This is a genomic window from Bifidobacterium goeldii (assembly GCF_003951095.1).
In the GTDB taxonomy this organism is placed as follows: domain Bacteria; phylum Actinomycetota; class Actinomycetes; order Actinomycetales; family Bifidobacteriaceae; genus Bifidobacterium; species Bifidobacterium goeldii.
Genome location: NZ_QXGL01000001.1, coordinates 45,427 through 57,396, shown reverse-complemented (window position 1 = coordinate 57,396; position 11,970 = coordinate 45,427). Strand labels below are relative to the sequence as shown.

Here is an 11,970-nt window from a genome sequence, read left to right as displayed (position 1 = left end):
TCCCCCCTCCATGGCAAGAAGCCACGCGTCGTATGCGCACAAAGCGGGTGGAGCTGAGGATGCGTTGTCCGACCGTAAGCTTGGCCGAACGGCCTTGAGTGTGTCGGACAATGCATCCTCAGCGGAATCCCGCGCCATAAGCACGCTCAGTTTGCGTTCTTAGCGTTTTCAAGCATTGGCTTGAGGAACTTGCCTGTCCACGATTGCTCGCATTGCGCGACCTGCTCGGGTGTGCCTTCGGCGACGATCGTGCCACCGCCATCGCCGCCTTCCGGACCAAGATCGATGATCCAGTCGGCGGATTTCACGACATCGAGGTTGTGTTCGATGACGATCACCGTGTTGCCCTTGTCGACCAATCCCTGCAGGACGAGCAGCAGTTTGCGCACGTCCTCGAAATGCAAGCCGGTGGTTGGCTCGTCGAGAATGTACACGGTTTTGCCGGTGGAACGGCGCTGCAGTTCGGTGGCGAGCTTGACGCGTTGCGATTCGCCGCCGGACAGGGTTGGCGCCGGCTGACCAAGACGGATATAGCCCAGACCCACCTGCACGAGGGTGTCCAAGTAGCGTGAGATCGATGGGTACGCCTTGAAGAACTGCGCGGCCTCCTCGATTGGCATGTCAAGCACGTCGGAGACGGTCTTGCCGTTGTACTTGACTTCGAGCGTCTCGCGGTTGTAGCGCTTGCCGTGGCATTCCTCGCATTCCACGTACACATCCGGCAGGAAGTTCATCTCAATCTTCAACGTGCCGTCACCATGGCATGCCTCGCACCGGCCTCCCTTCACGTTGAACGAGAAACGTCCCGGGCCGTAGCCGCGCACCTGCGCTTCGGGCGTCTTGGCAAACAGCGTGCGGATCTTGTCCCAGACTCCCGTGTAGGTGGCCGGATTCGACCGCGGCGTGCGCCCGATCGGGTTCTGGTCGACGTGGATCACCTTGTCGCACTGGTCGACGCCTTCGATGCGCGTATGCTTGCCGGGTACGATGCGTGCGCCGTTGAGCTTGTCGGCGAGTACCGGGTAGAGGATCGTGTTCACAAGCGTGGATTTACCCGATCCGGATACGCCGGTGACGACCGTCATTACGCCCAGCGGGAAGTTCACGTTGATGTTCTTCAGGTTGTTCTCGCGGGCACCGACGACGCGCAGTTGCCGAGTTTTGCTGACTTTGCGGCGGCTGTCCGGGGTTTCGATGGCACGCCTGCCGGCGATGTAGTCGCCGGTGATCGACCGTGGCGCATCGACCAGCTTGCGCGCTGGACCCGAATAGACGACCTCGCCGCCGTGTTCGCCGGCGCCCGGACCAATGTCGACAACCCAGTCGGCTTTCTCTATGGTTTCCTGATCGTGCTCGACGACGATCAGCGTATTGCCGAGGTCGCGCAGATGGTGCAGGGTTTCGATCAGGCGCTCGTTGTCGCGCTGATGCAGGCCGATCGATGGCTCGTCAAGCACGTACATGACGCCGACGAGCCCGGAGCCGATCTGTGTGGCGAGCCTAATGCGCTGTGCCTCGCCGCCGGACAGGGTTTTCGCAGCGCGCGACAGCGTCAAATAGTTCAGTCCGACGTCGTTGAGGAAGCCGAGACGAGCGCGAATCTCCTTGAGTACCTCGCCGGCGATGCGCGCGGCTGCGCCGGTCAGCTCGAGCCCGTTCACCCATGCCAGTCCCTTTTCGACCGGCATATCACATACGTCGGCGATGGATTCGCCATCCACCGTTACCGCCAGCACTTCGGGGCGCAGACGCCGCCCCTGGCATGCCTGACACGGCACCTCGCGCATGTACGACTCGTAGTACTGCTTCATCTGGTCGGAATCGGTCTCGTTGTAGCGGCGCATCAGCGTGCGCACCACGCCTTCGAATCCGGTGGAGTATTCGCGCAGACGCCCCCAACGGTTGCGGTAGGAGACGTTCACCTTGAAATCGTGACCGTAGAGAATGTCATGTCGCACATCCTCGGGCAGATCACGCCACGGGGTCTTCATCGAGAAGCCAAGCTCGTCGGCTAGGCCTTGCAGGATGTGCCCGTAGTATTCGGTGGCGGTTTTGCCGCCTCCCCACGGTTCGATTACGCCATCAGCGAGCGACTTGGAATCGTCAGCAATAACGAGATCTGGATCAATTTCCAGTTTGTAGCCAATACCATCGCATGCGGGGCAGGCACCATAGGGGGCGTTGAACGAGAATGTGCGCGGCTCGATCTCGTCGAGTTGCAGCTGGTGCCCGTTCGGGCATGCACGATGTTCCGAGAACGGCTGGCGACGGTTCGGGTCCTTCTCGTCAAGATCGACGAAGTCGGCGACCATCACGCCTTTGGATAGTTTCAACGCTGTCTCAACCGAGTCGGTGAGACGCTGACGGATGCCGTCGCGGATGACCAGACGGTCCACCACGACCTCGATGGTGTGTTTCTTCTGCTTCGTGAGCTTGATGTCGTCGCTCAGCTGGCGCATTTCGCCGTCGATGAGCGCACGCGCGTAACCGTCGCCGCGCAGCAGTTCAAGTAGATCCTCAAACTCGCCCTTACGACCGCGTACCACCGGTGCGAGGATCTGGAAGCGTGTACGTTCCGGGTTCTTCAGTAGCGTATCGACCATCTGCTGCGGGGTCTGCGCACTGACCGGCTCTCCGCATTCGGGGCAGTGCGGCACGCCGGTGCGAGCGAACAGCAGACGCAGATAGTCGTAGATCTCCGTGATCGTGCCGACCGTCGAACGCGGGTTGCGGTTCGTGGTCTTCTGATCGATCGACACGGCCGGGCTTAGACCTTCGATGAAGTCGACATCCGGTTTGTCCATCTGCCCGAGGAACTGGCGTGCATACGCGGACAGCGACTCCACGTATCGACGCTGACCCTCGGCGAACAATGTGTCGAACGCGAGCGATGATTTGCCCGAGCCGGACAGGCCGGTGAATACGACCATGCGATTGCGTGGTACCGCAAGATTTACGTTCTTCAGGTTGTGCTCGCGCGCACCCTGAATCGTGATCTTTAGATCGTTTGGAATATGCGAGATGTCAGCGACGAGCGCACCGTGATCCTCGCGCATCGGAGCCTTTTTGATCTCGCGCGTGAGGAACGAATCGCTGGTCATCACACGTTCCACCACCACGTCACCGTTCGCGCCGGTCTTCGTGCCCGCCCGTTTCGTCGCCACGATCCCCGCCTTTCGTTGTCATCCGTCTGGGTTCGATCCGACCTCTAGGATACCTGAACGCGCGACAGATTTCGAACGCATGTTCGATGGCGTGTTGTGTGCGGGAAACGCACCTTCCACCTCTTCGCCTAGACGGGACAAATACCAGCAGAAGCGCAAACGGGGGCAGCCAACCGCCATGTGGCAGATAGCCGACCCCGCTCTAGAATGCTTGGATCATGATCGCAGCAGCGCGTCTCAGCGCTCGCGATACACCTTGGTGTAAGAGCCTTCGGCGCGCGGACGCACGACGATCGAATCGATATCCACCGTGTCCGGCTGGCCGAGCGCCCAGCGCACGCATTCGGCAACATCCTCGGCAGTCAACGGACTAGGCACACCGTCATACACAGCCGCCGCCTTCGCTGCGTCACCACCGAAGCGCTTGAGTGAGAACTCATCGGTGTGCACCATACCGGGCGCGATGTCGATCACGCGCACCGGCTCGCCGATCTGCTCGAGACGCAGCACGCGCGCCATGACCTTCTCGGCGAACTTCGACGCACAGTATCCGGCACCGCCCTCATACGGTTCGATGCCGGCCGTCGACGAAATAACGAGCACGGTGCCGCCGCCGGGGGCCTGCTTGAGCGCCGGCAAGAGCTTTTGCGTGATGCGCAACGTGCCGATCACATTTAGCTCGTACATGTTGCGCCAATCGTCGAGATTTGCGGTTGCCACCGGATCCTTGCCGAACGCCGCGCCCGCACAGTTGACAAGCGCCTTGACTCCACCGCCCTCCAATATCCGGTCCACGGCCGCCTGAGTGCTCTCCTCGTCGGTGATGTCACACACCACATAGCTGACCTTATCGCCGAGCTCGTCGGCGAGCGCCTTGAGTTTTGCTTCGCGTCGTGCGAGTGCGACGACGGTCCATCCGTCTTTGACGAGTGCGCGTACGCTTGCCGCGCCGATGCCGCTGGATGCGCCGGTGACGACAGCGCGTTTATCAGTGTCCTTCATCGCGAACCTCCTTGGTTTCGGGATGCGTGGCCGTGGATGTAATCGTTCACGGTTTGTCGCTGTCCATGATAGCTGTGCCGTGGTGGCGGCCAGGGTGTGATTATTCACGTGTGGGTCACCGTGCGGCAAAGTGTGCTGGCTATGGTGGGAGCCGTCCGCAATCCAAAGGAGGTTGCTATGTATAAGACTGTTGTGGTTGGCTATGCGCCGCATGCTGCGAGTATGGCTCAGCAGGTGGAGGCGAAGTCGAATGAGATGGAGTTGCAGGGTTGGCGACTGGTGTCGTTTTCAGTGACGAATTCTGCGAAGGGGATTCTGGTGTTTCATCGTGATGAGTCGGCCGATCGGGGCGAGTGACGGGTAGGAATCGGCCGGCTCGATCGGTTAAGCGTCGCGTAGTCCGCGCAGGAGTGTGATTTCGTCGCGATGCGTGGTGTCGGTGAGCTCCTTGGTTTCGAGAATCATCGGCAGCTCGGCTGTGCGCTGGTCGTTCACCAGCTGTGTGAAGAATGCGGTGCCGAGTTGACCGTCGCCGATGTTGGCGTGACGGTCCTTGTGTGAGTTGAGACCGAATTGCGAGTCGTTCGCATGGATCGCCTTGAGTCGTTTCAGACTGATGGCGTCGTCGAATGTGCGCAGTACCCCGTTGAAGTCGTGGAGCAGGTCGTATCCGGCGTCGTAGACGTGGCAGGTGTCGAGTGTGACGCCAATGTGCGCTGCGCCGTCCGTGTCGCCCACGCCGTCGATGATCGTCGCTAGTTCTTCGAAGCTTCGCCCGCATTCGGTGCCTTTGCCGGCCATGGTTTCGAGCAGAATCGGCACGTATGCCGCGTCCTGCGCATGGCCGTTGGCCGCGAGCGCGTCGAATACTTGGTTGAGTCCGTCGGCGATGAGTTTGCAGCCTTCTGCGGCGCCTTGGCCGACATGTGAGCCGGGGTGGATGTTGAGGTAGATCGGCTGTCCTGCTTGCCCGATCGGTGCGAGCAGCTGGATGTCTTCGGCGAGCGCGTGGATGGCGAATTCGCGTTTGGCTTCGTCTTTGGCGGCAAGGTTGTACACGTATGGGGCGTGCGCGACGAGCGGCCCGTAGTGTTCGGCGGTGAGTCGGTGCGCGAAATCAGTTGCGCCTGCTGGATCGAGTGATTTGGATTTTTTGCCGTACGGCGAGCGCGGGAAGAATGCGAACGTGGTGCCGCTTTCGGCATGCGAGCGTTCGATGAGCTTGTTCCAGCCGCCGCTGGTCGATAAGTGTGATCCGATAAGAAGTTCTGTCATGGTCGTCTCGTTTCGTGTTGGCTATTGCTGGTTGTGTTCGTCGTTCATCGCATCGGGCCAGCCGCTCCAGTCGGTGACGGCCTCGATATTATTACCGTCCGGGTCGAGGACGAACGCCGCATAGTATCCGGGATGGTAGGCGCGGGGCCCGGGGGCTCCGTTGTCGGTTCCTCCGGCGGCGAGTGCGGCTGTATAGAAGGCTCGGACGGCGTCTGGACTGTCGGCGAGGAATGCGATGTGGGTGACCGGGCAGGCTGACGTGTCCGGCACGATGGCCGCTTCGTCCATCGGCGACACATAGAAATCGGAATGCAGCGTGCCGTCGTCGACGCCGAATCCGATGGTGGGTTCATGGTGGGCTTTGGCGATGTAGCCGAGCGGCGCGAGTGCTTTCGTGTAGAACGCGATGCTGCGGTCGATATCATGTACTTTGAGCGTCAGATGGTCAAGCATACTGTCACTGTAGCGCGGCACCTTGTTCTTGGACAGTTTGGAACATTAGGTACTCATCCGCATTGGCATTACATGGTTGAAAGCATTCCCGGGACGATGCGGCGGACATCGCCGCAGCCGGAGGCCAAGTGGCGGCCGAAGTCGAACAGCTCCATAGCTGAACCGTTAGAGTAGATGGCGGTTTATCGGCATTCGTTTGAGGAGGCAAGCATGACAGGGAAGGCGTTGATCATCGTGGATGTGCAGCCGACGTTCTGCGAGGGTGGCGAGCTCGGCGTGGATGGCGGCAATGCGGTCGCCGAACGGATCACCGCGTACGTGACCGCGCATCGCGGCGAATACGCGTATATCGCGACTACGCAGGACTGGCATATCGAACCGGGCGCGCACTGGTCGGAACATCCCGACTATGTGGACACGTGGCCGGTGCACGGCAAGGCCGGTTCCCCGAACGCCGAACTGCATCCGGCGATCCGCGCGCTTGACATTGAGCATCACTTCAAGAAGGGCCAGTATTCGGCCGCGTATTCCGGATTCGAAGGCATCGAAGACAACACCGACCGCATCCAGTCGCGCGAGGAGGTGGCGGCCGCCCAGTCGGCCGGGCGGACCTTGGCCAACGCGTTGAAGGCCGCCGGCGTCACGCAAGTGGTCGTGGTCGGCATCGCCGAATCGCATTGCGTCAAGGAGACCGCGCTCGACGCACGCAAGCTCGGCTATCAGGTCACTGTGTTCGAGGATCTCACGGTGCCGGTCAGCGAGGAGCTCGGCGTCGCCGCCCGCAAGGACATGGCCGCCGCCGGTATCACCCTGCGTCGCTCCTGATCTTGTTGATCTTCTTCTGACCGTTCTACGAACGCAACGGCAGACGCGCGGACAGGGTCCAGTCGCTGCCGCGCACGGTGTGGTCGAGCGTGCCGCCGAGACGGCGGACGCGCGCGGCTTTGACATGCAGCCCGGTTCCGGAGTTCAGGACATCGCCAGAAGGGTCGGGACCAGTCTGCATGCGGTTGTGAGAGGTCAGCGTCGCCTGCTGGTCGTCGAGCGCAATATGAATGGCGCAGTCGGTGTGCGGTTGCGCGTGTTTGGCGATGTTGTTGCCGGTCTCGTCGATGAGATCGTGCAGTTCGTTGACCGCATCGACGTCGTAGCGTTGCGGCAGCGAACCGGATACCGCGGCGCCCACGGTGAAGCCGAGCGATTCGAGACGCCCGGCGACCGTGTCGAGATGCTCGCGCAGTATGACGGTCTCGCCGGCCGGATCGGCGTCAGTGGCGGTCTCCACGACCGGCGGCCGACTGCCGTCGAGAATGCCGATGACGTCGCGGGTTTCGTCGAGCACACCCTGCGAGATGCCGGACAGGTCGGCCAGTTCCGCGCGCAATCGCGCCGCGTCCGGCGCGTCGGCATCCCATTTGGCCCGATCGTTGGCGATGCGCAGGATGAGATAGGCGAGCCGGTTGGTGACCTGATCGTGGATACGCGTGGCCGCCGCCGTACGCCGCTCCTGCTCACGCATGACGCGACGCCGCTGCTCCAGCTCCCGTTCGGCTTCCCGCGCATGGTCGAGCCGTTGCTTCCACGCCATGAGCAATCCCACAAGCGGAGCGACGGGAATCAACAGTAATACCGCCATCGCAGCGGGATCATCGGCGACCCGCACAACGCCCATCATCGTCCCTGCCGTCAGCGTCAATAATTGTGCACCTGTGGCAACGACCCCGTGCCGTGTATTACAACGCGTCGCCAGCATGCCGCCGACCGCGGCCGGCATTGTCATCAACAGCACTCCCCCGGCCAACGTCGGCGACAGACACGCGCACGCCCACACCAATGTGACGGCATAGCCCGAAAACAGCGGATGCCAATACGCGACGACCGACAGCACGCAGGCGACGGCGATCATCAGCGCCGACGGTATCATAACGGCCCCGTTTGCGAGCGCCGCCGCCGCGAACGGTATGGTCAGCCCGGCCGAGGCTGCGACGATTATCGCCGTGAGACGATTCATGACGGTATTGCGGACGCTGCTGTCCGTCGTGCAGTCACCTTGCGGATCATTGACGCTGACATTGATGCCGGTTGCGGCGTTCGGCTTTGCGCTGGGACCGCTCATAGCAGTCCCCTGCGCTCGCAGATGGCGACGAGGTTGGCGCGGTTGAGTGCGCCGAGTTTGTCGCAGGCGCGTTTGAGATACGTGGCGATGGTGTAGCGGCTCAGTGAGAGCGATCGGGAGATGGCGTCGGTTTCCATGCCGTCGGCGAGCATGCGGATGATCTGCAATTCGCGCGTCGACGGCATGGTCGTCGCGGGATCGGCGACCGACGCGACCGGTGACGTTGCACCGGTTTGCGCTGTCGCCGCACCGTTGTCCGTCTCGCCGGCGGCTGCTCCGCTGTCGGGCGCATCCGTGTCGTGAAAGATGACGCCGTCGACCGGCGAGGAACTGGCCTTGCCGCGCGCAGCTTGCAGGATGGCGTTGCGCATGCCGGATAGGTCGGTTTTCGACACGATGGCCTGTGCGCCGGCGCGAGCGGCCTGTGCCGCGTAGGTACGCAGCGTGAACGACGTGATGCACACCAGTCCGATGGTCAGTCCGGCGGCGCGAATGCGTTGGCAGACTTCAATGCCGGGTAGGGGTTCCATCGACATGTCGACCAGTAAGACGTCCGGTCGGGTATGCGGATCACGGCACAGGTCGACGGCGTGGTTGCCGTCGCCGGTCGTCCAGGCCACATTGATGCCGCTCATACGTGTCAGCAGCGAGCGCAATGCGCCGAGGGTGAGCACGTCGTTGTCGGCCACGCCCACCGTGACCGGCGCAATGGTTTTCTTCGTCTGCATGCCTCCATTATCCGCCGCCGCATTGCGTGCGCACATGATGTCCCTCACCGGGGGACATCGCTGGAACCCGAGGTTCGTCGCACGTACGCTGAAGCCGATTCTCGACGGCGTATCAGAACGTCAGGAAGTCGCTCAAATCGTTTCGCGCGAAAAAGGAGGCCGTCATGCATCGCAGACTGTTGATGGTGTCGTCCGCGCTGATGTGCGCGCTGGCCGTGTTCGTGGCGTGGGTGCTGTGCGATCTGCATGACCGTTCCCTGCCGCAGGAGTTGCATCCGTCCGCCGTGGTCACCGTGACGCTGCCCGACGGGATGGATGACGCCGATGCGTTGCGGCAGTTGGTCGAGTAAAACGGCGAGCTCGGCTTGGGTTTGGTGAAGATCGTGCCGGATATGGAGCATGGCACCGACGCGCAGGTTTTTGTGCCGCTGGCCGGTACTGCGCTGCCGGGTTTGGAATCGGGTGCGTCGATCCGTCGGTTCGGCGGTCTACCCGACGGCAAGGTCGCCGGATCGGATCGTCTGGACAGTGCGTCGGCGAGCGGCCAGTATCTGGTATGCGGGCGATGGGATGATTCTGCTCGCAGCGCTTTGGACGATTGGGCGACGAGTATGGGCGTGCGACTGGAATACGGCGACGACGATCTGGCTGGTGATCTGCGCATGCTGTTGGGACAGTCGAGTTTTCGCGTCGCCGTGGGTGCCGCGGTGGCGTTGACGGCCGTGCTGGTGTTGTTCTGGCTGTCTTTCAAGGCACGATCGCGAGCGCTGCGTGTGTTGGCCGGGGTGCCGGCGTGGAAGATCCAGGTCGATGACGCGGTCGGTCTGATGCTGCCGATGCTTGCGGTCGCCGTGATCGTGGACGCGGCGGCCGTGCTGGGCGTGCTTGTGTCGCGTGGCTGGGTGTTTGTCCCGTATCTGCTGCGTGTGACGCTGTTGCTGGAGGCTACGGTTGTCGCCTGCCTGTTGGCGTTTGCGTTGGTGTTGTCGGCCGTCTGCTGGCCGTCCGCGTGCATGATCGCCGATCGGCGGCCCATGCCGCAGGGATTGCTGTGGGCGAGCGTGCTGGTCAAGGCGGTGGTGTTCGTCGCGGTACTGGCCGTGATCGCACCGTCGGCGTCTTCGTTCCGGGATGCGACTGATGCGGCGCGCGAACAGTCTGTATGGCAACGGTTGCGCGATCAGGTGTCCGTGTCCGTCACGTTCGGCCCCGACCAAACCGATATGAACGTGAAGACCGCCGCTTTGATCCATGCGATGGAGCGGCAAGGCAAGGCCGCATTGTCGTATACGTTCACGGACGGACCGGAGCAGCGAACCACGGCGGATACGCCGGTGACCGGCATCGTGTCCCGCTCTTGGCTCGATCTGGTCGGCATCGATCCCGACGCCACGACCGGTATCGCGCCGGTGGGCGCCGACCGGCTGGACGAGCAGTCGCGGCAGGTCGTCGATCAGTTCTCCACGTGGGCCACGGATGACGCGCAGGCCAAACGACTGCGCACCGAATCACGGTATTACGTGTTGGACGGCGTGACCGTGCCGTTGCTCAAAGGCGGCTCCGACGACATGCTGTTCTCCCGTCACGCGACGATCATCGTCGTACCGGATCTCGACGGATTCTCCGATTCCGGATTCCTCACGCCGGCCCTCTCCTCGCGCAACATCATCCTGACCGGGCTCGACGACACACGCCGACAGGTCGCCCGCGCTGGATTGGGCTCGGCGGTGTCGGTGCGGTACATCGCCGAAGCGCAGATCCTGCGCGCCCAGTTCTCTGCGTATTTCGCGTGGATGCAGGCCGCGGCGATCATCCTGTTGCTGGCCGCGTTCGCGATGGTCGCCCTCGTCGGTGCCGACGTGCGTGCCACGCTGCGCGCCGGTCACGACTATCCCCTGCTGCTGGCCGGATACGCGCCCGGACGTCTCGCCGCGCCGACGATTCTTATGGAGACCCTGTTCGCGTTGGTCGCAGCCGGCATCGTCTGTGTCATCCTCGTCGTGCAACAGCTGGACGGCATTCCGATCACTCTGTTCGTCGCAACCATCGCCGCGCTGTTCTCCGCCGTCTGCCATCGCACGGCCACCGCCAGCCGGTTCCGCGCGATCAACGACCGCACTCTATAAACCTTCAAGGAGCATCACCATGACCACCATCACTTGCCGGAACCTCTCGACTGGCATCAACGGACACACCATCACTGACGGCATCAACCTCGACATCACGCCCGGCACGATGACCGCACTGACCGGGCCGAGCGGCTGCGGCAAGACCACGCTCCTGCATACCATCGGCCTGTTGCAAACCCCGACGGCCGGCACGCTGGCCATCGACGACATCGACGCGACCGGCTGGAACCAGCGTCAACGTCGACGGTTCTGGCGGGACAAGGCCGCGTTCATCCTGCAGGACTACGGCATCATGGACGAGGAGACTGTCGGTTTCAACGTCAGCATGCGACTCAACCGTCTCGGATTGTCGGTCGGTGGCGACCGGCGACGTATCCGCAACGCCCTGCGTCTGACCGGACTCGTCTCCCGCGCCGACGAGACAGCGTCGCACTTAAGCGGCGGCGAAAAGCAGCGTCTCGGCATCGCCCGCGCCATCTACAAGAACGCGTCCGTGATTCTCGCCGACGAACCCACCGCCTCGCTCGACGCCGGCAACCGCGCCAACATCATCCGGCTCCTGCGCGAACGCGCCACGCAAGATGCGGCGATCATCCTTGCCACCCATGATCCCGTGCTTGTCGACGCATGCGACAACGTCTATCAGGTCACCCCGTCCTCGTGACCGCATCATCAGCAACATCGTTCATCAGCACAGACACAGGAGAATTCACCATGACCATTTCATCTCGTCCCCGCACCACCGTCATCACCGCAACGGCCGCGTTCCTTGCAGGCGTACTCATCGCCGCGGCACTGGCCGTCACTGGTACGATCACGTTCCATCGCGCAGACAGCGTCCCCTGCAACAGCCTCACGTCCTACGCGCAGGTGCAGGCCGCGTTCAGCGACAAGGCCAGCATCATCGCGCGCATCAAACACGTCGGCACCGATGTGAGCGTAACTCCAGTCAAAGCCGATTGCCCGGATTCGTCTGAACGGCTCGGATACCTGCGCGTCACCTATGCCAATGACAGCGAACGCGACGCCATTCAACACATCCTCGGTAATGAGGAACTCGGCGTATACGTCACTCTCGGCAAGCGGTGAGCATGAATGGCGAT

Annotated in this window: 12 protein-coding genes; 6 read left to right on the top strand and 6 right to left on the bottom strand. The window is 62.4% G+C overall.

All coding sequences use genetic code 11. The features are described from left to right. Positions 1 to 146 precede the first annotated feature (146 nt). Together uvrA and D2E25_RS00250 are read right to left on the bottom strand one after the other, a co-directional pair. On the bottom strand, positions 147 to 3,101 hold the full coding sequence (uvrA, locus tag D2E25_RS00255) for an excinuclease ABC subunit UvrA (RefSeq protein WP_164514692.1): 2,955 nt from the start codon (positions 3,099 to 3,101) through the stop codon (positions 147 to 149). Between the two features lie 300 nt (positions 3,102 to 3,401). Then, positions 3,402 to 4,166, bottom strand: coding sequence for an SDR family oxidoreductase (locus D2E25_RS00250; RefSeq protein WP_125979063.1), 765 nt, complete (start codon positions 4,164 to 4,166; stop codon positions 3,402 to 3,404). 177 nt (positions 4,167 to 4,343) lie between these two features. Between D2E25_RS00250 and D2E25_RS00245 the strand changes: the two genes are divergently transcribed. Then, on the top strand, positions 4,344 to 4,523 hold the full coding sequence (locus D2E25_RS00245) for a hypothetical protein (protein ID WP_125979062.1): 180 nt from the start codon (positions 4,344 to 4,346) through the stop codon (positions 4,521 to 4,523). A 27-nt stretch (positions 4,524 to 4,550) separates the two neighbouring features. Here D2E25_RS00245 and D2E25_RS00240 read toward each other — a convergent pair whose 3' ends face one another. After that, complete coding sequence (locus D2E25_RS00240) at positions 4,551 to 5,441, bottom strand: deoxyribonuclease IV (protein WP_125979061.1); 891 nt, start codon at positions 5,439 to 5,441, stop codon at positions 4,551 to 4,553. A 21-nt stretch (positions 5,442 to 5,462) separates the two neighbouring features. Then, a complete protein-coding gene (locus D2E25_RS00235; RefSeq protein WP_125979060.1) occupies positions 5,463 to 5,894 on the bottom strand; it encodes a VOC family protein in 432 nt (143 codons plus the stop codon). A gap of 210 nt (positions 5,895 to 6,104) precedes the next feature. On the opposite strand from D2E25_RS00235, the gene D2E25_RS00230 reads away from it, so the two are divergent. Then, positions 6,105 to 6,719, top strand: a complete 615-nt coding sequence (locus D2E25_RS00230; RefSeq protein WP_125979059.1) for an isochorismatase family protein — start codon at positions 6,105 to 6,107, stop codon at positions 6,717 to 6,719. 25 nt (positions 6,720 to 6,744) lie between these two features. On the opposite strand, the gene D2E25_RS00225 is transcribed toward D2E25_RS00230, so the two are convergent. After that, the gene (locus D2E25_RS00225) at positions 6,745 to 8,010 is read right to left on the bottom strand and encodes a sensor histidine kinase (protein WP_125979058.1); all 1,266 of its coding nucleotides are present in this window, start codon (positions 8,008 to 8,010) and stop codon (positions 6,745 to 6,747) included. After that, positions 8,007 to 8,738: a response regulator transcription factor gene (locus tag D2E25_RS00220; protein WP_164514640.1), complete on the bottom strand. Its 732-nt coding sequence runs from the start codon at positions 8,736 to 8,738 to the stop codon at positions 8,007 to 8,009. Before D2E25_RS00220 ends, D2E25_RS00225 begins: the two co-directional genes overlap by 4 nt. Before the next feature lie 164 nt (positions 8,739 to 8,902). Here D2E25_RS00220 and D2E25_RS00215 point away from each other — a divergent pair, with 164 nt between their 5' ends. From D2E25_RS00215 to D2E25_RS00200, 4 genes are read left to right on the top strand one after another with little or no spacing between them, the layout of a single operon-like run. Further along, a complete protein-coding gene (locus D2E25_RS00215) occupies positions 8,903 to 9,088 on the top strand; it encodes a hypothetical protein (protein ID WP_125979056.1) in 186 nt (61 codons plus the stop codon). A 42-nt stretch (positions 9,089 to 9,130) separates the two neighbouring features. Further along, positions 9,131 to 10,864, top strand: coding sequence for a hypothetical protein (locus D2E25_RS00210; protein WP_125979055.1), 1,734 nt, complete (start codon positions 9,131 to 9,133; stop codon positions 10,862 to 10,864). Between the two features lie 19 nt (positions 10,865 to 10,883). Beyond that, positions 10,884 to 11,531, top strand: a complete 648-nt coding sequence (locus D2E25_RS00205; RefSeq protein WP_125979054.1) for an ABC transporter ATP-binding protein — start codon at positions 10,884 to 10,886, stop codon at positions 11,529 to 11,531. A 50-nt stretch (positions 11,532 to 11,581) separates the two neighbouring features. Continuing rightward, positions 11,582 to 11,956, top strand: a complete 375-nt coding sequence (locus D2E25_RS00200) for a hypothetical protein (RefSeq protein ID WP_125979053.1) — start codon at positions 11,582 to 11,584, stop codon at positions 11,954 to 11,956. The last annotated feature ends 14 nt before the right edge of the window (positions 11,957 to 11,970 follow it).

What these genes read in the sequence shown, in the direction of transcription:
- uvrA (WP_164514692.1), bottom strand. Translation starts at nt 3,101, where the DNA reads ATGACCAGCGATTCGTTCCTCACGCGCGAGATCAAAAAGGCTCCGATG.
- D2E25_RS00250 (WP_125979063.1), bottom strand. Translation starts at nt 4,166, where the DNA reads ATGAAGGACACTGATAAACGCGCTGTCGTCACCGGCGCATCCAGCGGC.
- D2E25_RS00245 (WP_125979062.1), top strand. Translation starts at nt 4,344, where the DNA reads ATGTATAAGACTGTTGTGGTTGGCTATGCGCCGCATGCTGCGAGTATG.
- D2E25_RS00240 (WP_125979061.1), bottom strand. Translation starts at nt 5,441, where the DNA reads ATGACAGAACTTCTTATCGGATCACACTTATCGACCAGCGGCGGCTGG.
- D2E25_RS00235 (WP_125979060.1), bottom strand. Translation starts at nt 5,894, where the DNA reads ATGCTTGACCATCTGACGCTCAAAGTACATGATATCGACCGCAGCATC.
- D2E25_RS00230 (WP_125979059.1), top strand. Translation starts at nt 6,105, where the DNA reads ATGACAGGGAAGGCGTTGATCATCGTGGATGTGCAGCCGACGTTCTGC.
- D2E25_RS00225 (WP_125979058.1), bottom strand. Translation starts at nt 8,010, where the DNA reads ATGAGCGGTCCCAGCGCAAAGCCGAACGCCGCAACCGGCATCAATGTC.
- D2E25_RS00220 (WP_164514640.1), bottom strand. Translation starts at nt 8,738, where the DNA reads ATGCAGACGAAGAAAACCATTGCGCCGGTCACGGTGGGCGTGGCCGAC.
- D2E25_RS00215 (WP_125979056.1), top strand. Translation starts at nt 8,903, where the DNA reads ATGCATCGCAGACTGTTGATGGTGTCGTCCGCGCTGATGTGCGCGCTG.
- D2E25_RS00210 (WP_125979055.1), top strand. Translation starts at nt 9,131, where the DNA reads ATGGAGCATGGCACCGACGCGCAGGTTTTTGTGCCGCTGGCCGGTACT.
- D2E25_RS00205 (WP_125979054.1), top strand. Translation starts at nt 10,884, where the DNA reads ATGACCACCATCACTTGCCGGAACCTCTCGACTGGCATCAACGGACAC.
- D2E25_RS00200 (WP_125979053.1), top strand. Translation starts at nt 11,582, where the DNA reads ATGACCATTTCATCTCGTCCCCGCACCACCGTCATCACCGCAACGGCC.